Source organism: Subtercola sp. RTI3 (genome assembly GCF_035018625.1).
Taxonomy (GTDB): Bacteria; Actinomycetota; Actinomycetes; order Actinomycetales; family Microbacteriaceae; genus Subtercola; species Subtercola vilae.
In genome coordinates this window covers 94,636-116,326 of the sequence record NZ_JASJXO010000004.1, presented here as the reverse complement: position 1 = coordinate 116,326, position 21,691 = coordinate 94,636, and the positions used below count along the sequence as shown (strand labels likewise).

At 63.2% G+C, this 21,691-nt stretch carries 18 protein-coding genes and 3 pseudogenes; 10 read left to right on the top strand and 11 right to left on the bottom strand.

Annotated features, from left to right (window positions below):
* Nucleotides 1-43: 43 nt before the first annotated feature.
* Nucleotides 44-550, top strand: coding sequence for a flavodoxin domain-containing protein (locus QN358_RS03245; RefSeq protein WP_323511582.1), 507 nt, complete (start codon nucleotides 44-46; stop codon nucleotides 548-550).
* Nucleotides 551-996: 446 nt separating this feature from the next.
* Here QN358_RS03245 and QN358_RS03240 read toward each other — a convergent pair whose 3' ends face one another.
* Together QN358_RS03240 and QN358_RS03235 are read right to left on the bottom strand one after the other, a co-directional pair.
* Nucleotides 997-1,650, bottom strand: coding sequence for a DUF1345 domain-containing protein (locus tag QN358_RS03240; protein WP_323511581.1), 654 nt, complete (start codon nucleotides 1,648-1,650; stop codon nucleotides 997-999).
* 1 nt (nucleotide 1,651) lies between these two features.
* On the bottom strand, nucleotides 1,652-2,851 hold the full coding sequence (locus tag QN358_RS03235; RefSeq protein ID WP_323511580.1) for an LCP family protein: 1,200 nt from the start codon (nucleotides 2,849-2,851) through the stop codon (nucleotides 1,652-1,654).
* Nucleotides 2,852-3,428: 577 nt separating this feature from the next.
* Between QN358_RS03235 and ftsW the strand changes: the two genes are divergently transcribed.
* Both ftsW and QN358_RS03225 read left to right on the top strand, forming a co-directional pair.
* Nucleotides 3,429-4,658, top strand: a complete 1,230-nt coding sequence (ftsW, locus tag QN358_RS03230; RefSeq protein WP_323511588.1) for a putative lipid II flippase FtsW — start codon at nucleotides 3,429-3,431, stop codon at nucleotides 4,656-4,658.
* The gene (locus QN358_RS03225; protein WP_323511579.1) at nucleotides 4,655-5,494 is read left to right on the top strand and encodes an MIP/aquaporin family protein; all 840 of its coding nucleotides are present in this window, start codon (nucleotides 4,655-4,657) and stop codon (nucleotides 5,492-5,494) included. The genes ftsW and QN358_RS03225 overlap by 4 nt, the downstream gene beginning before the upstream one ends.
* Here the strand turns inward: QN358_RS03225 and QN358_RS03220 are convergent, their stop codons facing one another.
* Complete coding sequence (locus QN358_RS03220; protein ID WP_323511578.1) at nucleotides 5,495-5,881, bottom strand: hypothetical protein; 387 nt, start codon at nucleotides 5,879-5,881, stop codon at nucleotides 5,495-5,497.
* A 22-nt stretch (nucleotides 5,882-5,903) separates the two neighbouring features.
* Here QN358_RS03220 and QN358_RS03215 point away from each other — a divergent pair, with 22 nt between their 5' ends.
* From QN358_RS03215 to QN358_RS03200, 4 genes are all read left to right on the top strand, one after another.
* Nucleotides 5,904-6,506, top strand: a complete 603-nt coding sequence (locus QN358_RS03215) for a DUF1003 domain-containing protein (protein WP_323511577.1) — start codon at nucleotides 5,904-5,906, stop codon at nucleotides 6,504-6,506.
* Between the two features lie 190 nt (nucleotides 6,507-6,696).
* Nucleotides 6,697-7,872 carry a hypothetical protein gene (locus QN358_RS03210; protein ID WP_323511576.1) on the top strand — a complete coding sequence of 392 codons (1,176 nt, stop codon included), beginning with the start codon at nucleotides 6,697-6,699 and terminating at the stop codon, nucleotides 7,870-7,872.
* Nucleotides 7,873-7,897: 25 nt separating this feature from the next.
* Nucleotides 7,898-8,665: a L,D-transpeptidase gene (locus QN358_RS03205; RefSeq protein WP_323511575.1), complete on the top strand. Its 768-nt coding sequence runs from the start codon at nucleotides 7,898-7,900 to the stop codon at nucleotides 8,663-8,665.
* A 403-nt stretch (nucleotides 8,666-9,068) separates the two neighbouring features.
* The gene (locus QN358_RS03200; RefSeq protein ID WP_323511574.1) at nucleotides 9,069-10,799 is read left to right on the top strand and encodes a DUF4012 domain-containing protein; all 1,731 of its coding nucleotides are present in this window, start codon (nucleotides 9,069-9,071) and stop codon (nucleotides 10,797-10,799) included.
* Nucleotides 10,800-10,930: 131 nt separating this feature from the next.
* Here QN358_RS03200 and QN358_RS03195 read toward each other — a convergent pair whose 3' ends face one another.
* Entirely contained in the window at nucleotides 10,931-11,104 is a 174-nt protein-coding gene (locus tag QN358_RS03195; protein ID WP_323511573.1) for a CsbD family protein, read from the bottom strand.
* A gap of 221 nt (nucleotides 11,105-11,325) precedes the next feature.
* Here QN358_RS03195 and QN358_RS03190 point away from each other — a divergent pair.
* Nucleotides 11,326-12,215, top strand: a pseudogene (locus QN358_RS03190) (IS3 family transposase); the annotation flags it as partial.
* Nucleotides 12,216-12,399: 184 nt separating this feature from the next.
* On the opposite strand, the pseudogene QN358_RS18825 reads toward QN358_RS03190, so the two are convergent.
* The 3 genes and pseudogenes from QN358_RS18825 to QN358_RS03180 form a co-directional block, all read right to left on the bottom strand.
* Nucleotides 12,400-12,639: pseudogene (locus QN358_RS18825) on the bottom strand (transposase); the annotation flags it as partial.
* Between the two features lie 133 nt (nucleotides 12,640-12,772).
* Nucleotides 12,773-13,063, bottom strand: a pseudogene (locus QN358_RS18820) (fumarylacetoacetate hydrolase family protein); the annotation flags it as partial.
* A 245-nt stretch (nucleotides 13,064-13,308) separates the two neighbouring features.
* Nucleotides 13,309-14,172: an amidohydrolase family protein gene (locus QN358_RS03180; protein ID WP_323511571.1), complete on the bottom strand. Its 864-nt coding sequence runs from the start codon at nucleotides 14,170-14,172 to the stop codon at nucleotides 13,309-13,311.
* A 104-nt stretch (nucleotides 14,173-14,276) separates the two neighbouring features.
* Between QN358_RS03180 and QN358_RS03175 the strand changes: the two genes are divergently transcribed.
* Nucleotides 14,277-15,056 carry a FadR/GntR family transcriptional regulator gene (locus tag QN358_RS03175; RefSeq protein WP_323511570.1) on the top strand — a complete coding sequence of 260 codons (780 nt, stop codon included), beginning with the start codon at nucleotides 14,277-14,279 and terminating at the stop codon, nucleotides 15,054-15,056.
* Here QN358_RS03175 and QN358_RS03170 read toward each other — a convergent pair.
* From QN358_RS03170 to QN358_RS03160, 3 genes are read right to left on the bottom strand one after another with little or no spacing between them, the layout of a single operon-like run.
* Nucleotides 15,011-16,336 (bottom strand): L-fuconate dehydratase, encoded by a 1,326-nt coding sequence (locus QN358_RS03170; protein ID WP_323511569.1) that lies wholly within the window; start codon nucleotides 16,334-16,336, stop codon nucleotides 15,011-15,013. The two genes, QN358_RS03175 and QN358_RS03170, sit on opposite strands and share 46 nt — an antisense overlap.
* Complete coding sequence (locus tag QN358_RS03165; protein WP_323511568.1) at nucleotides 16,333-17,400, bottom strand: aldo/keto reductase; 1,068 nt, start codon at nucleotides 17,398-17,400, stop codon at nucleotides 16,333-16,335. Before QN358_RS03165 ends, QN358_RS03170 begins: the two co-directional genes overlap by 4 nt.
* A 31-nt stretch (nucleotides 17,401-17,431) precedes the next feature.
* Nucleotides 17,432-18,976 (bottom strand): alpha-L-fucosidase, encoded by a 1,545-nt coding sequence (locus QN358_RS03160; RefSeq protein ID WP_323511567.1) that lies wholly within the window; start codon nucleotides 18,974-18,976, stop codon nucleotides 17,432-17,434.
* Between QN358_RS03160 and QN358_RS03155 the strand changes: the two genes are divergently transcribed.
* Nucleotides 18,879-20,594, top strand: a complete 1,716-nt coding sequence (locus QN358_RS03155; protein ID WP_323511566.1) for a glycoside hydrolase family 43 protein — start codon at nucleotides 18,879-18,881, stop codon at nucleotides 20,592-20,594. The two genes, QN358_RS03160 and QN358_RS03155, sit on opposite strands and share 98 nt — an antisense overlap.
* Here QN358_RS03155 and QN358_RS03150 read toward each other — a convergent pair.
* A complete protein-coding gene (locus QN358_RS03150; protein ID WP_323511565.1) occupies nucleotides 20,569-21,591 on the bottom strand; it encodes a LacI family DNA-binding transcriptional regulator in 1,023 nt (340 codons plus the stop codon). The genes QN358_RS03155 and QN358_RS03150 overlap by 26 nt on opposite strands.
* Nucleotides 21,592-21,691 lie beyond the last annotated feature (100 nt).

Here is a 21,691-nt window from a genome sequence, read left to right as displayed (position 1 = left end):
GAGTTCCCACAAACGGGGAAAGGCAGTAACAGTGATGGATGTTGTGGTGGTCTACGAATCCATTCACGGACGCACCCAGCAGGTCGCCGAAAGCATCGCTGCCGGCCTGTCGCGCTTCGCAACCGTCAGGGTTCTCGGCGTCAATGACGCCGACCCGGACACCGTCGGCGAACCTGACCTCCTCGTTGTCGGGGCCCCTGATCACTGGTCAGGGCTGAGCCTGCCCGAAGCCCACACCGACGACATCCGAGAAGCCCAAAACGCATCGGACCCTGCCACGGCAGGACTACCGGCTGGGGCCATCAGCATGCGCGAGTGGTTCACCGAACTTCCTCCCACACCAACACTGTTCGCCGCATTCGAAACCCGAACCCGCCGCCACCGCCCTATCCTCGAAGCAGACACCCAAATACAACACATCCTGGACATCAACGGCTTCACCCCCGTCATGCCACCAGAAATATTCTTCCTCAGCGCCGACGGGGAACCCGAACCCGGAGAACTCCGCCGCGCAAAAATTTGGGGAACCGCCCTCGCTAGAAGCACATAGCTCGGAGCAGGTCTCAGCTGACGGGAACCCGTCACCCAGGACACACACCATCCATACACCCGCCCACTATTAGGACTCTGCCACCCCTAGCGTCGGTTATTTCACTGTGAGTCGGATTCACAAGCTGCCCCTACGGTGCCGAGGCGTCCAAGACGCCGATCTCCACGATCACGGCTCGGGTGATCGAGGACATGACCGAATAGCAGAACCGGCCGCGACCGGTACTTCACGTCCGTTATGTGAGCATTACGCCGCCGATCACGGTCCAGCGCGCTGAACGGCGGCCTAGACGCCGGCTACGGGATCCTTTGCCCGCGCCTCGGCCTCAGCGCAGCCACCCTCTAACGCGGGTCACCGGGTGAGCCTCACCAAGGCGAAAGACGAGCCACCTACCTAGCCCTGATGCCAGCGTGCCGGTCGTAGGGCGGACGCTGCAGGCGCCAGTTTTAGTGTGCGGAGAGTCCGGAGATGAGGTTGATGGTGGTTGCGAGCACGAGGGCGCCGAGGAGGTAGGACAGCAGGGCGTGCCGGAGGATCGTGGCGCGGATGAGATGGTTTTTGATGTCGGTGTCAGAGACTTGGAACGTCATCCCGACCGTGAACGCGAGATACGCGAAGTCGGTATATCGCGGGTCTTGATCCTGGTTGAAGCTGACGCCGCTGCCGCTGCGGTAGTACTCGGCGGCGTAGCGGAGGGTGAAGAGGGTATGCGTGATCAGCCACGACAGCGTAATGGTGAGCAGGGCTAAGAGGATAATGCTGGCCTTAGCTATCCCGGTGGCGTTGGTAGCCTCGATCAGGAGCAAGGCAACACCGCCGAAGCTGGCTACCACCGCCAACAGGACCAGGGCGTGCGAGGCGAACCGGCTGGGATCTTCCCGGGTGGCGTGCGCGGCGGTTTCTCCCGGTCCCATCGTACGGATCTGAGCCCACACCCAGACGAGGAATGTGGTTGCTGCCGCGCCCCAGCCCAGCGCAGGGGCGTATGTCCAGGACGCGAAGAACCCAACGCTGAGGCCGACAGCCAACCCGACTGCGGCCATCACGGCGAGTCGGAGACCGGCACGGTACCCGATCGTGTTGTAAGCGGGTTGGGTCATGTTAGTTGTTCCCTTTCGTGCAGGTCACTTGTGCTGCGGTTTGCCCGGTCACTGCGGGCGGGAGCACCGCACTTGTAGGGCTTGGTGTTGGGGTCGACGTGCCGCTGCTCGTCGGTGCGGGTGTCCCTGCCGGTGTTGTAGGTGCAGCGGTCGCGGACGGGTCGAGTTGGGTTGCGGCTCCGACGGTGCCGCTGAGCTGCAGCGGCTGGTCTGCTTTCAGCGCCGCATTCAAGGCGGTGACGGCGGCGGCGTTGGCAACGACCCGGTTGGAATCGTTCGGATCAGCGACGGTGGGGTATTGCACGAAGACGACGTTATCCAGGCTGATGTTCTTCAACGCCAACGCGATCGCGACGAGTGTTGTGGGGTTCGTGAGGGTGTCGGAGAGGGTCATGTTCTTCGTCGCCGCGGTCGCTAAAGAGAACAGGGTGACCGGATTGTTCAGCACGTCACCACTTTTGATCTTCCGGACCAGCGCGGAGAGAAACAGTTGCTGGTTACTGATCCGGCCCAGGTCGCTGCCGTCGCCGACGCCGTGCCGGCTTCGGACGAACGCGAGAGCAGTGTCACCGGAGATCGTTTGCTGCCCGGCGCTCAGATGCAGGTTCGCGTAATCGTCATTCACATCGGTGGCGAGGCAGACCGTGACACCGCCGACCGCGGTGGACATGCTGCTGACGCCTTGGAAACTGATTAGCGCAGCGTACGGGATGCTCAAACCGGTGAGTTTCTCCGCCGTCAGCACCACGCAGGGCAATCCGCCCCGAGACAGGGTGGTATTGAACATCCCCGAATCGGTCGCAGCGACCGTACTTTTCCCATCGGGGCTTGGACAGTCCGGGATCGGGGTCATCAGGTCTCTGGGAATACTGATTACTGACGCGCTGCTGTGATCGGCCGAAATGTGTAACACCATCGTGACGTCATTGCTGCCTGCACCCGAACTGCCGGCCAGGTCGGCGGGATCGGCGAAATTCGCGCCTTGCCCCGTCCGCGTGTCCGTACCGGCCAGGAGCAGATTCACTCCCCCCTCGATCGCTCCCACGCCCGGGACCGGTGGCGCGGACTGGCCCGGTAGCAGCGCCAAATGCACGCCCTGACCGACGTTGCCGGTCAGTTGCCACACCGCGATACCGGCCAGACAACCGACGCTGACCAGCGAGACAGCCAGGGCTATCGCGAGGACCTTCAGCACTTGCACGGGGCCGCTGCTGCTTCGGGTTCGGGCGTGCCGCATGGAGGGTCCGGAAGTCATCCACGAAAACTAGCAACCCGAACCCGCAAACTTGGTGTGAATCCCCGCACCGTTCGTAGTAGTACGCTCACGGTAATGATCCCTCGGCGCGGCTCCCTAGCGCCGCCGATCCGGGACGTATGGTCGCAGTCATGACACGAAGGAAAACATCCGGGAGCTGGCTGTGGGCCGCACTTGTTGTCGTGTACGCGCTGATGGGTGCGGACAGTGTCGCAGCAATCGTTCGGTCGGCGACCCCTTGGGGCGGCACCGTTTTACTCGGGGTGAGCGTGTCCTTTGTTGTGCTCTCGGCGGCCGGTTACCGACGGTTTGCTCGAGCGAAGGTGTCGGCGCATACTTTCCCGACCTCTCGTGTCGAGGCGTCGATCGCTGATGACACTCTTATCGCGGCCCTCTCCCGCGCCCGGCTCTCCCCGGACGATGACCGGCAGAGGACATTGGAGCCATGAGCGCACAAGGTACCCGGCCGACGCACCGGGAACCCCGGCCAGTGGGCTCCCCGCGACGTCCCCCAGCCGTGCCAATGACTGCGGTCGAGACGGGTGCCCGGTCTGTGCGGATCACTCTGGCTAAAGTCGCCCCGATGGTGTCGTCGAACTTCTACCTGCTGTTCGGTGTGACGGTGTTCATGGTCGCATTCGGGTTGATGATGGTGCTCTCTTCCTCCTCGGTCGGCTCCGAGATCGACAGCAGCAGCTCCTTTTCAGTTTTCCTCCGGCAGGGTACCTACGCGCTGATCGGCATCCCTCTCCTACTTGTTGCGTCCCGCCTGCCGTCGACGTTCTGGAAAGGGTCGGCGTGGATCGTTCTCGCAGGCGGCTGCCTCCTGCAGCTGCTCGTGATCGGGAGCCCGCTCGGTGTGACAGTGAACGGGAACCGGAACTGGTTGCAGCTGGGCCCGCTGCCGGCGTTGCAACCATCGGAACTGATCAAAGTGGGTGTTGTGCTCTGGCTCGGCATGTTCCTGGCGAAAAAACAACACCGCATCACCCAGTTTTCTTACACACTCGTGCCGACCGTGATCGTGACAGGTGCAGCGATCGTGCTTGTCGCTCTGGGCGGTGACCTGGGAACGACCGTGATCCTGATCGGTATGGTGCTCGGCGCACTGTTCTTCGCCGGCATACCGATCCGGCACCTGGCGATGCTCACCGCTGTATCAGCAACCATCGCCATTCTCACCGCACTGTCCCGGCCCAACCGGGTGACCCGAATCCTGGCGTTTCTGCAGCCAGGGACTGCGGACTACAGCGGCACCGGCTGGCAGATCCAGAACGGCTACTTCGCACTCGGCGACGGCGGCATCTTCGGCGTGGGCCTTGGCAACTCGAAAGCAAAATGGTCATGGCTACCGGCGGTGGATACCGACTTCATCTTCGCCGTCATCGGCGAAGAACTCGGCCTGATCGGCGGCTGCCTCGTACTCGCGCTGATCATCGTGCTCGGCGTCGCTTTCCTCCGCATCATCCGCGCGTCGCCGGACCCGTTCGCCCGCGTCGTCACCGCGGCGATCATGGTCTGGATCGTGGGCCAAGCGTTAGTGAACATCGCCGTGGTACTCGGCATGCTCCCCGTACTCGGCGTACCGCTGCCCCTCATCTCCGCTGGCGGCACCGCACTGATCAGCTCACTCCTCGCGATCGGAATCGTGCTCTCCCTCAGCCGAGAAACTGGCACAAACCCGCCAGCCAACGACACCCCCGAAATGGGAGACGGCCGGTTCGCGGCACCGAAGAAGCGGGCCAGAACGTGACCGTCACAGGCCGGGCTTCGGAAGCGCCGGTTGCATTGCGGCAGGCGCACGTCGGTTTATCGGTTCAAGACCAACGCCTGATTCGCGACTTCGACAAATCGTCGTTGGAATGGCGGCGACTCTTCGCTGAGGTGCTCGGCACGTTCCTGCTCGTCATCGCGGCAGCCGGTTCAGACATCGTCAACACCCTCACCCAAGGCTCCGTGGGCCGGATCGCCACGGTCACCGCACCGGCCCTGACCGTGATCGCAGTCATCTTGTTCATGGGCGCAGTATCGGGTGCGCACTTGAACCCGGTGGTCAGTATCGCTTTCGCCTTGCGCCGCGACTTCAGCTGGCGACGAGTGCCCGCCTATATCCTCGCCCAATTTGTCGGCGCAACGGCCGCCTCACTGCTGCTATTGAGCATGTTCGGGCGTGCCGGCGGCTTCGGGGGACCGCACCCAGGCGGCGGGTTCACCGACCTGCAAGCATTCGCGATCGAAATCGTGCTGACCTGCGGACTGGTCAGCACCATTCTGGGCGCAGCATCCGGGGCACAGAACGTCGGGTCTCTGTCAGCATTCGCGGTCGGCTCCTACATTCTTCTCGCCGGCCTCTGGGCCGGACCGGTCAGTGGCGCCTCGATGAACCCGGCCCGAACATTCGGCCCCGACCTGATCAGCCTGAACTTCGACACCTTGTGGCTGTACACCGCCGGCCCGCTCCTCGGCGCAGCCCTAGCGGCGGGTATCGCGTTCATTCTGCGCGGTAAAGGCGGCGGCGCATCGGGCCGAAAAGCTGCTCAAGGAACACTCAGCCAACCCCCGAAACCGGACCGCCCGACAGCGCCCTGACTAGACCGTCGGGACGTCGTCAAGAGAGATGATCTGAGCCGAAACGAGGGTGTTCTCGCTGAGATGGTACGACGCACATACCCGGTGGTAACCGTCAAGAATCTCCAATGGCACACCAAGCAAGTTGCCGCGGAGCAACAGCACAGGACTGAGCTGTTTGCCCTTACTTATTCGTTTGAGGTCTTTCGCAACGGACGGGTCATCAACCGCCAGCAGGCCGAGCCGTGAGGCGCGAAGGAGATCCTTCGCCGGATGGTAAACGATCGGCGTTCCCGCCAACGCATCAACCAAACCCTCGGCATCGACACGACTGCCCAACAAGGTCAGATACGACGCTGCCGCTGGATAGTCATGCGGCTGCGGATCTTTCGCCCAACGAACCTTCATTCCGCACCCACTCTCGCTCTCGATGATACTCCCGGGCTGTGCACGTAGACGACGCGCAACCGCTGAACCGAGACCTTGGCCGTCGACGAAGCATCACTGTTTGTGGCACGGTGATCACAGTCCACTTGAACGGGGAAGCATGCTCGGAAATTATTTCGGCGCAGACACCAGTTACGACTTGTCCGTGCCAGTGAGTCAACGGCGTTTGCCCCGGAACCTGAACCGGCGCGGAGATCTACTCGGCCGGGTGGCCGAAGCGACCGCTGAGTTCTTCGGAACCCCCAGGTTTCTTGGCATCATGGCTGCGTTCGTTGCCGGCTGGTTGATCATCAACACGCTCACCCCGTGGCAATTCGACCCGTACACGTTCACTTTCCTGACACTTCTGCTCTCGATTCAGGCATCGTTTTCATCCCCGCTGATCCTGCTAGCGCAGTACCGTCAAGCGGACCGGGACCGGGTCCAATTCGAACAAGACCGGCAGAACGCAGAGCGCAACCTCGCCGACGTCGAATATCTCGCCAGAGAACTCGCCGCAGTACGCCTCACGTCAGCAGCCACACTCAAAATCGTTGAAGAACTCCGCCGCCAACTCCACGACCAGGCTGCGACCGTGAAGAACTAAAAAAGCCAGCAGAACGCCCGACGTCGGTCACGACTGCGTCGCAGCCGACCTTCTGACAAACCGTTCTGAGTGCCGTTCACCGTCCGGTTACCTGTTGTACAGGTATTGGCTTTGTTCTGCTCAGCTGCGCGCCGTGCACGGTTCGTAGCGTCGTAAAGTCGACTGTTACCTGTACCGAAATGAGAACCTGATGACCCGTCCGCGCCCGCAGAATCGCACGATCATCCTCACCGCTGGCGGTGTCGTCATTCTTGGGCTGACTACCTTTTCAGCGTTGCCCGCGCAGGCGTCACCGACTGTTACCGCGGGTACGGGTGCGTACACGGTGAAAACGTTCCCCGCGGTCGGGAAGGAGTCCAAACCCGATGACATCACCCGGCTCGGTGACAGCATTTATGTGACCTTCCAAAACGGTGTCGGCCCGCTCGGTGAAGCATCCAAAACGGGTGTCGCCGCGAGCACGATCCAGCAGTACGCCCTGGACGGGACAGCTGGGAAGTCTTGGGACGTGACCGGCCGCGTCGATGGGCTCACCGCGGATCCCGCCAACTCACGGCTGCTCCTGACCGCTAACGAAGACGGAAACTCCAGCTTCTCCACCCTCACCCCTGACGCAGCCTCCCCGCTGGTTAAATACGCGTACACGGGTCTGACGCACGGCGGGGGCACCGATGCGATCTCGATCGATAGCGGTGTGATCCTGGTCAGCGGTTCTAACCCGACCGTGACCGGGAAACCCGCCGTCTACTCCGTCACGTTGACCGACACTACCGCCGCTCTCACCCCCGTGTTCACGGACGATGCAGCCGCGACCGCCGTGAACGGCCCTCAGGCTGGCACGAGTGTGACGCTGGCACTGACCGACCCGGACTCCAACGCCGTCGTACCCGCATCGAGCACCTCATTCGGCGGTGACTTCATGCTCACCGCTCAAGCTGATATGCAACTCGTGTTCGCCCACAACATCGGTACTGCCGCTCAAAGCCTCCGGGTGCTGTCGATCCCGACTCCGATCGATGACACCGCGTTCGCGACTGCCACGGACCAGGCCCTCTGGTTGACCGACCCCAGCAATAACAGTGTCGACCTGGTCACCGGCCCGTTCGCATCCGGACAAGCCGTCTCAGCCCTCACCCCGGACAGCGGGCCGAATTCCCTCGCCACCCTCAGCTTGACCGACGGCACCCTGACCCCGATCACCGAACTCGCCGCAATCCAGCCCAAGGGAATGATCTTCACCGCCGCAGCAACAACCACACCTACCGCCACTCCAACTCCAACGGCCACTACCACCCCGGCGCCGACCACGGTGCCAGCGGCGGCACCAGCGAAAGCAGTGACCGGCACGGCATCGTTCACCGGTTGAACCAGCCCACCGAGACCGCTCCACAGTGAAGGTGAACCTGAACGCCACTCCGACCCGGCTGGCAGGGATGCTGATACTCGCCGGGCTCGCCGCCGCAACGATCACCGGGTGCACAGCGGAAACCCCACCAACAACAACCCCGCCCAGCGCGTCAGCAACGTTCAGCCCTAACCCGACTCCGACTCCGACTCCGACTCCGGAAGCGTCAGTGGGGACCGCTGCGATCGCAACCGGTCCCACCGTCGATATCTATGACACGCCCGGCGGCACGGTGACCTTGACGATGACGAACCCGCAACCCTCCGGCGCCCCGCTGACCTACCTCGTCGACGGAACCGAGCCGGGCTGGCTGAAAGTCGACCTCCCGATCAGACCCAACGGAAGCACCGGCTGGATCACCGCCAACAGTGCCACCCTCACGAACCTCACCTACCGAGTGCTCGTGTCCACCGAGCAGAACATCCTGACCGTTTACCAGAACGACACAATCCTGAACACCTACCCGGTGGCCACCGGCACCGGCGGCACGCCCACCCCGCACGGCTCGTTCTACCTACTCGAACTCCTCGCACCCACGAACACCGGATACGGTCCCTACGCGTTCGGGCTATCTGCGTTCTCCGACGCTCTCACCAGCTTCGGCGGCGGCCCCGGCCAAATCGGCTTACACGGCACCGACGACGCCGCCAGCATCGGCCACCCCGTCAGCCACGGCTGCATCCGGATGACCAACACCGACATCACCACCCTCGCCACCCTCCTCCCCCTCGGCACACCCATCACCATCCAATAACCCCTCCCGGCGTCAACCAGAACCGGCCGCGGTGGCCTTCCCCGACATCGTTAGTTGCAGCCACGCCGCAGCGACACGTTACTGGTATTGCCCCCGCGTTGCCGCTCGATCGTCTGGTCTTCGGTGAAAATCCGTCGTACCCCCACGGAAGTCCATGGCGCACAGCAATCTGCCAAGCTTGAAGCTTGGACTACCGGTACTCTCGTCACGAGATCACGCCTTTCATCGTTCAATACGAAACGATCAAAGCTCAGGAGAATCTTCCTATGTCGACGAGGAGCAGCTCAGCATGAGTCACCGATGGCCGGCGGGCACCCCTCAACACGCGGCCGGGCACCACCGTGACGCACGCACGCACCGCAGACGCCGCCGAGCCCTGGTCATCGGGACGCTTTCGTTGGGTGTGCTTGCCGTACTGGGATGCTCCGGGTGGGTCGCGTTTCAGGGGTTGCAGGCGAAATCGGCCCTCGAGAGTGCACAAACGTCCGCGCTCGCCTTGCAAACCGCCGCGACGTCGCTGAACGTTACAGCAGCGTCCGACGCTGCGACCCAGTTCGAAACGGATACCCGTCAGGCTGACGAAGACACGTCGGACCCCTTGTTCGTGGCCGCAGAAAACGTACCCTTTGTCGGCCCGAACCTGAAAGCGCTCCAGCAAGTATCAGCGACGTTAGACGGCCTCAGCACCAACGCTGTGGCCCCCGCACTGGCGTTCGCGAACACCCTCAGCGTGAACTCGTTACGCCCCGTGAACGGGAAACTGAACGTCGCTGTTCTCGCCCAGGCGAGCAGCACAATCGGGACGGTGCAGAGCGCGCTGACCGCAGCCACTGCGTCTGCAGAGCAGATCGATACCAGCAGCACGGTGCCAGAGATCGGGACCGCCCGAAGCCAACTCGTGAACGTGCTCAGCAAGGCGACCGGGCAGCTCGGAAAAGCTCAAAGCAGTATCGTCCTCGCGCAGGATCTTCTCGGCGTGAACGGGCCCAGGCACTACCTCCTCGGCTTTTTGAACAACGCAGAGACCACAGCCCTCGGCGGCGGCCCCGCCGCGCTCTCAATGGTCACCGTCGATAACGGGACGGTCAGTATGACGGCGTCCGCGACCAGCGGAGACTTCCCGCTGAACGACGGCCCCGCGCGCGCCATGGACCAGAACCTGCTGAACATCTACTCACCAGGAATCGCGTCGACCCTGAACTGGTCAACCAGCCGCCCCGACTTCCCGACCGCAGCATTGACCATGAAAGCGTTCTGGGAAAAATACGAAGGCGGCACCGTCGACGGTGTCATCACCATCGACCCGATCGCCCTGTCTGACCTCCTCACCGCGACCGGACCGATGACGTTAGCCTCCGGCGATGTCCTCAACACCCAAAACGCGGTCACCCTGCTCCTTCACGACATCTACCTGCGCTACCCCGAAGCAGACATTGAAAAAGAAACCAACCCGTTCTTCACCGATACGGCGAAAACCGTTTTCGCCGGCCTGACCAGGACCACCGCGGACCCCGGTCAGCTGCTCACCGCCGTGAACAAGGCCATCCAGTCCGGTGACCTGCTGGCCTGGAGCGCTAATACTGACGAAGAGAACCTGATGACCGGATCTCGTCTGCAAGGCGTGCTGCCGACCGACAACACCAAGAGCACCCTCGTCGGCACCTACTTTCGTGACGTGTCCGTGTCTAAAACCGATTACTGGCTGCACACCAACACGGCCCTGACCACAGACGTGTGCACAAACCATCAAAACCCGACGTTCGCTGAAACCGTCACCCTGCACTCCAGCATCACCCCTGAAGAGGCCAACACGCTGCCGTACTTCGTGGTCGGTGGAAACTTCCGCGGCAAAAAATTCAGCACAGAAGTATACGTCTACGGCCCCGTCGGTGCGACCCTGACAAGCGCCACAGCCGGGACTACCAGCGTGGAAGCCGACGTGCGCACCAACGCGTCCGATCTTGGCCGACCCGTCTCCCGGTTCCTCGTCGACCTCGCACCCGGCGAAACCAACACCATCACCGCGACCTTCACCGGCAGCCCCGGCAGCTACGGCACACCCGTCACGCAAGGCACCCCAATGATGAACACCACCACACAAACACTCACCGCACCCAGCTGCCCCAGCAAATAAGAACCACAGCATCAGGCAGTTTTTCTGGACCGCGTCCGCACGTCTCTGGTCAGGATGGACGTTGTGCCACGCATCAGAACGTGCCGCCCGTGGTTGTTCGCAAGCGGCACGTTCTGGTGACGTCAGATACGTCAGTGTTTGAAGGTGTCTTTGACTTTCTCGCCAGCCTTTTTCAGGTCAGCTTTGGCCTGATCGCCTTTGCCCTCGGCTTCAAGACTGTCATTACCGGTCACTTTACCGGCACCTTCTTTGACCTTGCCCGCCGCGTCTTCAGCGGCGTTACTGATTTTATCTCCAGCACCCATCGTGTCCTCCTCAGCTATGCGCGGGATAAGGTTTGCGCGCAAAATTTCAAATCCAGTGTGAACGAGCCAACCCAGCTTGGCAAAGGACCGCAAAAAAAGGAATAAGATCGCGGACCGGCGATACGGCAAAAAGCGGAATGGGGTGCTGTGTGGGCGGCCTAGGGATTTCGGACGGTGGGCCCTCTTAAACTGAGGGCGCTACTGAAAGAGAGATCTGCAGGATGACCGCATCACGACGGCGATTCAGCCAGGAGTTCAAGGACGAGCTGTGCCAGGAGGTGATCTCGACCTCGAAACCGATCCGGGAAGTCGCTGAGGCCTATGGTGTCGGTCCCGAGACGCTGCGTAACTGGTTGGTCAGATACCGAGACGCGCGCGGGGGCACCGAGACCGAGCTGACGATCACCGAGCGAGCCCGGCTGAAGGAGCTCGAGCGGGAGAATCAGGAGCTCCGGGCGGAGACCGCGTTCCTAAAAAAAGCCACCGCCTACTTCGCGAGGGAACAGCGATAGTGGGCAAGTACGAATACATCGATTCCCTCCGAAACGACCCTGCCGAGATCAACGCGGTGTGGAAGATGTGCCTCTGGTTGGCGGTGTCAACGTCGGGATTCTATGACTGGCTGAAGCGCCCGCAATCGGCGACTGCCGCGCGCCGGGAGGTTCTGGCTGGATGGGTCCACCACTTCTTCACCACCTCTGATGGCACCTACGGGTATCGGCGGATCCACGCCGATCTGATGGACGAGGGCGTGGAGTGTTCGCCTGAGCTGGTGCGCCAGATCATGCGGCACGAGCACCTCGTGCCGTGCCAGCCACGCCCGTTCCGGGTCACGACCGAAGCCGACGCCGAAGCCGCGGCACTCATGCCCGATCTGGTGAAGCGGGACTTCACCGCAGAACGGCCCGGGATGAAGTTCGTCGGCGATATCACCTACATTCACACCTGGCAGGGCTTCATCTATCTGGCCACGGTCATCGATTGCTACTCGAAGAAGGTCGTCGGGTGGTCGATCGCTGATCACATGCGCACCGAGCTCGTCGAAGACGCGCTGCGCAACGCCGCATCGACCACGGTGATCGAGCCGGACGCGATCTGGCACTCGGCGAGGATCCGGGGCGACCCGTAAACCTCGTCGGAATCGCCGTGGAACCAGCCCACTTTCGCCTTCACGACTTCCCGCCGGATCGCCCTTTTCGACGGCAGACGATCCAGCCAGGCGTAATACCCGGACCGGGAGACGTGGAGCAGGCGAACCATCCGGACGATACTGAAGTTGCTCTTCTCCACCCGCATCAGCTCGAACGCTTCCCGTTCGAATCCGACGCTTCCTGGGCTAAGAAGATGGATGCTTTTTTTAGAAACGCCCGATCAAGTTTCAGGTCCGCGTTCTCTTTCCGAAGCCTCGCCAGCTCGGACCGCTCGGACTCCGTGACCACCGCCGTGCCCTCGTCGCTGCGGGCCTTGAAAAGCAGAACCCACCGACCCAGCGACGCCTCGTTGATACCGAGCTCCCGAGCGACCGAGCGACCGGCCTGCCCGTATTGATGACAAGCTTCACGGCCTCGTCTTTGAACTCAGGAGTGAACTCCCGACGCGACTTTCCCATAATGGACATTCTCTCTTGTGAGGTGTCCACCAAACCGGGTCAAGGCCATCGCGCTCCGAGACGTCGTGCGAGAGCACATATCCCGCTATGACAGCGTCAGCGTCGTCGGGTGATTCGAGGTAGCGGGCCGTCTGTCCGACGACGATGCCGAGCTCGACTTCCCAATCGGTCTTCACCGACGAGCGCGGGATCAGAACGTCGTCGAAGGGGCCCACGACAGTGAGCGGGTCTTTCAAGAAGACCACAGGTTCGGCCGGGAGGGCGGTACCCGTCTCTTCTGCATGATCGCTGTAATTCAGGCCGATGCAGACGATCTTCGCCGGCCTAGCGATCGGCGGCCCGATGCGCATGGTGTTAGCGCCGTCGAGTTCGATCAGTTCGTCTGCGGAGCGTGCCGCCCGGGCACGCGCCACACCACCGCCACTGAAGAAGGCTGCGTCGATGTCTGTCGCGATACCGCGCAGATCGAAGACCGTGCTGCCGGCTTCGTACACGGGTATCTCCGAACCGGCCTCGCCGAGACGTTGAAAACTCATTCGATCACTCCTCTACAACTCCGGATCACGTCGCAATCGTATCGAAAGATCAGATGAATTCATAACCTTAGGCAAGCGAGGTCGAGCGAATACACCGATTGGGCAGTGTGGCCGTAAATGGCGGACTGCTCTTCGTGTGTGACCGCACTTGCCAGCACCTCGGCCAGCCCCTCCCAGACGCGGGCATAGCCCCCTGCCAGCTGGCACACCGGCCAGTCGCCTCCATACATCAACCGAGCAGCGCCGAACGACTCGATCGCATGGTCGATGAACGGACGGATGCCCTCGGCGCTCCAATCCGAGACGTCACCGACACTCGAATAGAGACCCGAGATCTTCGCCACGACCCGCGGGTTCTCAGCTGCGCGGGCGATCAGACTCCACCATGGCTCCCGGCCGCGGCCTCCGATCGGTGGCTTCGCCAGATGGTCGATCACGATGGTGAGGTTGGGGTGCCGCTCGCCGATACCGGCGAGATTCTCGAGGTGACGGGGAAGCACGGCCACATAGTCGAACGGCAGGCCAGCTCTATCCAAGAGGGTGAGGCTCTCCTCGACCTGCGGCTGGAGCATCCAGTCGGGATCGGGCTGGTCGTGAATAAGGTTGCGCACCCCCACGACGAGTGGATTCTTGGCCAGCACTTCGAGTCGCGCAGCCGCTTCGTCGGGGCGGTCGAGTGGAATGTAGGCGACAACACCCGCCACCTCGGGGTTCTGCGCCGCGACCGCGAGCATGTAGTCGGTGTCAACGTCGTTGTCGGCGGATTGCACCAGCACCGTGGCATCGATGCCGGCATCCGCTAACGACGGGCGAAGCTCGGCGAAGTCGATCAGGCGGTTCAGCAACGGCATTCCCGTTTCGAGCCAGTCGTAGGTCACGAGGTGCGGGTTCCAGACGTGCTGGTGGGAGTCGATGACGACCACGGTCACCTCATTCGGTTCGCTATAACGGGCTAATCGAGACTATTCATCAGGTCAAGGAACGTCAACTTGCGCGGCACCGGAAGTCGCGGGCGTAAAGTTGCTCCATGACGACCCCAATGACCTCCCCTACAGCGCCACTCGCTGTCGTCTCGCCACTCCGCTCACAGACCGATGTGGTGGTGCACGGGGTCAAAGAGATGATCACGACGGGGCAGCTGAGTGCCGGGTCACGGCTTCCGATCGAAAAGGTTCTCGCCGAACAGCTCGGCGTCTCCCGGAGTTCGCTTCGCGAAGGGGTGCGGGCACTGGCGCTGATGGGTGTGCTGGAGACACGCCAAGGAGACGGCACCTACGTCACGTCACTCGACGCATCCCTGTTGCTCGCGCCGATGGGTTTCGTGGTCGACCTGCAGACACCCGCCGAGAGCGGTCACCTCCAATCCGTGCGCCGGGTGCTCGAGACCGAGGCGGCGGCCCTTGCGGCGCAGCGCATCGGCGACCATGCTGTGAAGGAAGCCTCGGGGGTTCTGGCATCGATCGAGAATCTCGTGCAGCATCCCTCCAATGCCGACCATGACACGATCATGGAGGCCGACATCGCCTTTCACCGCATCATCGCGCACGCCTCGGGCAACCCCGCGCTCGAAGCGCTGATCGACGCTCTGGCCAGCCGTACCGTTCGCGGGCGCATGTGGCGCGCCATCAGTGATGAAGGCGCGGTGCACACCACACACCGCGAACACCTCGCCATCCTGAGCGCGCTGGCAGCCCACGACTCTGAGCGGGCGCGACTGCGCATGGCGAGTCACCTGCTCGAGGTCGAGGACTACATCGTCACTCACCCCATCGCGGGGGCGGTCTCGAGCAGCCTCGACGCCCAGTAGGTTCCGTTCGGAAAGCTGAACTCCTCAACCGAGGCGCCGAACATCTCGGCACTGTAGCCGGCGGCCAGAGGCAGCTGGTAGGCGCCGTCTTCGACGATGCAGGGCTCGACGAAGTGCTCGTGCAGGTGGTCGACGTACTCGGTGACGCGGCCCTCCAGCGACCCCGAGACGGCGACGTAGTCGAAGATTGACAGGTGCTGCACGAGCTCGCAGAGACCCACACCCCCGGCGTGCGGGCACACCGGAACACCGAACTTCTTCGCCATGAAGTACACGGCGAGAATCTCGTTGATGCTGCCGAGTCGGGCGGAGTCGAGCTGGCAGAAGTCGATGGCCTCGGCCTGGAACATCTGCTTGAACAGCACCCGGTTCATGCCGTGCTCGCCGGTGGCTACACCGATGGGCGCCACCGCTTTGCGCACGGCCGCGTGGCCGAGGATGTCGTCGGGGCTGGTCGGCTCCTCGATCCAGAGCGGCTTGAACTCGGCGAGGGAGTTGACCCACTCGATGGCCTCGGGAACATCCCATACCTGGTTGGCGTCGATCATCAGGTTGGCGTCGGGGCCGATCACCTCTCGGGCGATCTGCAGGCGACGGTAGTCGTCGTCGCGGTTCGCACCCACCTTCAGTTTGATGTGCTTGTAGCCCGAGTCGACGGCCTCCTGGCAGAGGCGACGCAGCTTCTCATCGGAGTAGCCCAGCCACCCGGCGCTGGTGGTGTAGCAGGGGTAGCCGGTCTCCGCGAGTTCGGCGATGCGTTTCTCGCGGGTGGGGGCGAGCTCGGTGAGCCGGGCGATGGCCTCGGTCTTGGTGAGGGCGTCGGAGAGGTAGCGCATGTCGGCGACCTCGACGAGTTCTTCGGGGGTCATGTCGGCGAGCAGGCGCCAGAGCGGCTTGCCAGCCGCGCGCGCCGCCATGTCCCACACCGCGTTCATCACGGCGGCGAGGGCGAGGTGGATCACGCCCTTCTCGGGGCCCAGCCAGCGCAGCTGCGAGTCGCCCTGCAACTCGCGGTAGATGCCGCCGAGATCACTCGTGAGCTCTTCGACGTTGCGGCCGATGAGCGGCAGGGCGCGCTGGGCCGCAGCCATCACGCAGATATCGTTGCCACGCCCGATGGTGAAGGTGAAGCCGAACCCGCTGAGGGCCGGGTCGTCGGTTCTGATCACGACGTAGGCGGCAGAGTAGTCGCCGTCTTTGTTCATGGCGTCCGACCCGTCGGCGGTGAGCGAGGTCGGAAAGCGCACGTCGTACGTGTCGACGGCAGTGATGGTGGTCATAGCGAGGCAGTCCTTCGGTCGGGCTGGGCGGAGGGTTCAGAAGGGTCGGCGGGGGCGGCCGGAGTTGCGGCGGGGCGGGCGCCGGGCGTGGCCGCGGGGAGAGCCGCCACAAGGCCGGCCTGTTCGAGGTCGCTCCACAGGGCATCCGGAACCGGGGTCTCGAAGCGGGCGAGGGTGTCATCGACCTGCGATACCGTGCGCACACCGAGCACCGCCGAGACCACCGCGGGGTGCCCCAGCGCGAAGGCGATGGCGGCGACCGGAAGACTCACGCCGTGACGCTCGCAGACGTCGGCGATGGCATTCGTGCGGGCGAGCAGCTCGGGCGGCGCGGGTTCGTAGTTGTACATGGCGTCGGCCGCGGGCCGGGGCGACGAGAGCAGCCCCGAGTTGTAGACACCGGCGGCAACAACTGACACGCCGCGCTCGAGGGCGAGCGGAAGCAGGTCGGCCTGCGCGCCCTGCTCGAGCAGGGTGTAGCGGCCAGCCAGCATGACCACATCGATGTCGGCACGGCGAACGAATTCGGTCAGCAGGTGCGACTGGTTCATGCCCGCACCGACCGCACCGATCACGCCCTGCTCGCGCAGCGCGATCAGCGCGGGAATGGCCTCGGTAAGCGCCTGGTCGAAGAAGTCGTCGGGGTCGTGCAGGTAGACAATGTCGATACGGTCGAGCCCGAGTCGTTCAAGGCTCTCGTCGAGCGATCGCCTCACGCCGTCGGCGCTGAAATCCCACTGCCGGCGAAGGGTGGCCGGCACGACGAAGCCCTCGTCGTCGAGCCCCTCGCCCCCGGGGTTGTCGACGATCAGTCGGCCGACCTTTGTCGAGAGAGTGAATTCGTCATGCGGCACCGTCTGCAGCAGGGCACCAAGCCGGCGCTCAGAGAGGCCGAGGCCGTAGTGTGGGGCTGTGTCGAAGTATCGGATGCCGCCGGCCCAGGCCTCGGCGAAGGCGCCGTCTGCGTCGGCCCGCGTGGTCTCGCGGTAGAGGTTGCCGAACTGCGCGGCACCGAAACCCAGCTCTGTCACCGTGACGCCGGTGCGCAACGGAGTCTTCTTCATCGCTGAACCTTTCTCTGAACTGCGCAGATCATCAGCCGTGCAGGAAGTCGGTGCGGGGTCGGAGGGGCTCGGGCTCGAGGAAGATTTTGATGACCGGCCCGCACGCTAGGGGTCTGCGTTCGGGCAGCACGACGTCGAGCGAGGCGGCGCTTCGCGACCACTCGACGGGGCCTCTGACGCCGAGCACGGTGACTTCGCGGATGGGTCGGCCCAGCAGACTGAACCCGGAGCTGAACGATTTCACCCGCGCGACGCCGTCAGCGGGTTCAGCGAGCAGAATGGCGTAGACAAAGTCGCCGGTCACGTCTGTTCGGGTGGTGAAGCGCATGTCTTCTGAGGTGTAGTCGGGTGAGGCTGCGTCGACGAACGACCCCACGACCAGCTCGGTAGGCCCCTCGGCGGCGGCGGACCACGGTCTGGTGCCGAAGATGGCTTCGCCGTTGCGGGACAACCACTGGCCGACTCCTTCCAGGAGGGCTTGTTCTTCGGCGGGGATCGTTCCATCCGGTTTGGGTCCGACATTGAGCATCAGGGTGCCGTTCTTCGAGACGGTGTCGATCAGTTCCGCGACGAGTTCGTCGATGCTCTTGTACTCGTGCCCTTCGACCCAGCTCCACGAAGACCGTGAGACAGAGGTGTCGTTCTGCCACGCGTCAGAGCGGATTCCGCCCATGGAACCTCGCTCGATGTCGTACACAGCGCTGCCTTCGGCGAATGCCTTCCACTTGTAGTTGATCACGACCTCGCGACCCCACTCAGCAGCACGGTTGTAGTAGTACGCCGCGGGCTTTCGAACGTATGGTTGGAAAGCTCGGGTCTCGATCCACCAGTCGAAATACAGAATCTGCGGCCGATAGAGGTCGATGATCTCGAGGCAGCGCAGCAGCCAGTCCTCGAGAAAACGTTCGTTGGGGGCGGTCTCCTCTCGTTGGGCAGGGCCGTAGAAATCGATGGTGGCAGGGTTCAGCACGTCGGAGTCGAATCGGGCGCCCCCGTTCATGAAGAACCAGTGCTCGGCTCGGTGGGTGGAAGCCCCGAAGACCATCCAGGCCTCCCCGACAGCCGCCCCGAGGTCGCCGAAGACATCCCGCTGGGGGCCCATCTTCGCCGCACTCCATCGCGAACGGGCGGTGTCGTACATCGCGAAGCCGTCGTGGTGCTCCGCGACCGGCACGACGAACTGCGCACCTGCTCGCCGAAAGAGCGCTGCCCACTCGTTGGGGTCGAAGTTCTGCATCGTGAAGCTGGGGATGAAATCCTTATAACCGAATTCGCGCTGGGGCCCGTACGTCTCGACGTGATGGTCGAATTCGGGAGAGCCCTCGAGGTACATATTGCGGGAATACCACTCGTTGCCGAACGCCGGAACCGAGAACACACCCCAGTGGAGGAAGACGCCGAACTTCGCATCCCGGTACCACAACGGCGCTTGGTAGGACACGAGCGATTCCCAGGTATCCGTGAACGGGCCACAGGCGATGACCGCCTGCACCTCGGCGAGTTCAGTGCTGTTGTCGGAGACACTCACAACCGGAAGGCTTTCGGGCAGATTGTTCGGGAGTGCGTTGGAGGACATAAGCACTACCCTATACATCAGATCAATTTACGAGAAGTCCACTGAAAGGGTCTCCGTGAACCCCGCCCAAACATCACGCCCGGCCCAGCCCGTACTTCCCGGGTTCTACCCGGACCCGTCCGTCTGCCGCGTCGGCGAAATGTATTACCTCGTGACTTCGACGTTCGAATATCAACCGGGCCTTCCCATCCATGCCAGTCGGGACTTGGTCTCCTGGCAGGCCGTGGGCTCTGTTGTAACCGACGACTTCATCGACCTCTCAGGTGCTCCTGATTCCGGTGGGCTGTACGCCCCGACGATCCGGTATCACAAGGGGCTGTTCTATCTCGCCTGCACCGTGGTGGGGTCTGAGACCGGATCGGGTTCGTTCTACACGACGGCCGTTCAGCCCACCGGCCCCTGGTCGCCTCCCGTGTTCCTTTCTGACGCCCAGGGCATCGACCCGACCCTGTTCTTCGACGGCGATGACGCCTGGTGGGCCGGCTGCCGGCTGGTGGTCGACGGCGAGTACGACGGCCAGACCGAGATTTGGCTGCGCCGTCTCGACCTAGCCGCGGAGCGCCTCATCGGCGAGGAATTCATTCTCTGGAAAGGTGCGGTGAAGGGCGCCGTGTGGTCCGAGGGCCCCCATCTCTACAAGCGTGGAGAGTGGTACTACCTCCTGACAGCTGAGGGTGGAACGGAGCGGAACCATGCAGTCTCCGTCGCCCGCGCCCATGATGTCACCGGCCCCTACACCGGATCACCGCGAAATCCGGTCTTCACCCACCGCACCCTCGGCGAGGACTACCCGGTGCAGTGCGTGGGCCACGCAGACTTGGTCGAGAGCGAGCACGGGGACTGGTTTGCCGTGATGCTCGGCACGAGACCGGAGGAGGGCTACACCGTTCTCGGGCGCGAGACATTTGCAGTTCCCGTGGTCTGGGAGGAAGACTGGCCCGTATTCAACCCGGGAGTGGGGCGCCTGAGCGACACGCTGCGCGAGTGGAACACCGGCGCTCGATCAGACCTGACTGCCAGCTACCGGATCGACCTGGCGGCGGAGCGCACACTCGATAACGAGTGGCTGGCCCCCCGAAGCTCCGCCGTGATCGGCGCACACTCGGCCTCGGGTCTCGAACTGGTCAATACTCCGGGTCTCAGCGGCCAGGCGACGTCGGGATTTCTCGGTCGCCGCCTGCAACACCACTCTGCCGAGATCAGTGTGACTTTCGTCTACCATCGAGACAGCGTCTCCGACATCGAATTCGGGCTGTTATGGCGGCAGAGCTCGACCTTCAATCTGCGCCTCAGCACGCAGCTGCGTGAAGGTGGCATCATGCTCTCCGCGGTGACCTGCCGGGATGGGGTCTTAAGTACTGACGCGCATCTGTTGCTGTCGCCTGCCGAGACAGCCCCCGGCGAGATCCGAATCACAGGCGCCATCACCGGCACGCGCCTGGAATTCTCTGCCGAATTCGGCGGCGAGCAGCTAACTGTTGGTTCCGTCGACGCGACTGTCTTGAGCACGGAGACCGCGGGCGGTTTTGTCGGTACGGTCGTGGGCCCCTACCTGTCGGCGCGTCGTAGCGCATCTGTCGTGCTGACCTCGTTCAGCTACGAGGGGGTGCCGAGCTGAGCCGCTCAACCAGGCTGGTCGCGAGGTCGAGGCGCACCGTCTCGACCCTCTCCCCGCTCGCCAGTCGAACAACGAGAAGAGTCGCCTGCTCCGCCATCTCGGCGAGGGGCTGCCTGATCGTCGTCAGTGGCGGCCCGAGCCACGCCGACGACTGCAGATCGTCATAACCGACGACCGAAAGATCATGGGGAATCGTGAGGCCCCGCTCGCGTGCCGCCTCATAGACACCCATCGCCTGAAGGTCACTTCCCGCGAAGATCGCCGTCGGAGCGCCTGGCATGTCGAGCAGCTCACGAGCCCGAGCCGCACCTCCCTCGACGTGGAAATCACCCTCCCGAACAAGGGAAGCATCGAACGCAATGTCCGCTCCCTGTAACGCTGCCCTGTAGCCGGCGACCCGCGCCTGCGAACAGAGGATGTCGTCGGGGCCGCTGATCATGCCGATTCGGGTGTGCCCGAGAGAGATCAGATGGCGCGTTGCTGTCAGGCCGCCCGCCCAATTGGCCGAACCTATGGCCGGAACGTCTGGCGCGGGGTCGCCAGCGGGGTCGACGATGACGAAAGGGATATTGCGGGTGCGGAGCATGCTCTTCTCATCGATGGTCAGGTCGGAGAAGACGAGCACGACACCGAGCGGCCGGCGTTCGAGCACGCCGGCGATCCACTGCGAGCCTGGCGAGTGGCGGTCTCCGCTCTCGGTGAGGATCAGGCTGAGCCCCATCTTGCGGGCGACCCGTTCCACACCTCGAATGACTTCGATCGCCCATGCGGAGTCGAGTTCGTGAAACACCAGCTCGATCAGCTTCGAGCCTTTGCGCACGGTGCGCGGCTCGTACCCCTGGTGCGCCAATAGAGCTTCGACCCGGTCGCGTGTGGTTTGTGCCACGTCGGCCCGGCCGTTGAGCACCTTCGATACAGTGGCGACTGACACGCCAGCCTCCCGCGCGACGGTATCGAGCCGAGTGGAGTTGCGGGCTTCATTGCCAGTTCTCGCCATGAGTCGTATCAGTTCTTTCCGAGATGTGACCGTAAATGCGAAGGCCGCGTTTGACGACCCAATTCATCTGATCTATAGTTCGAGAGTCTAGTCGGATTTC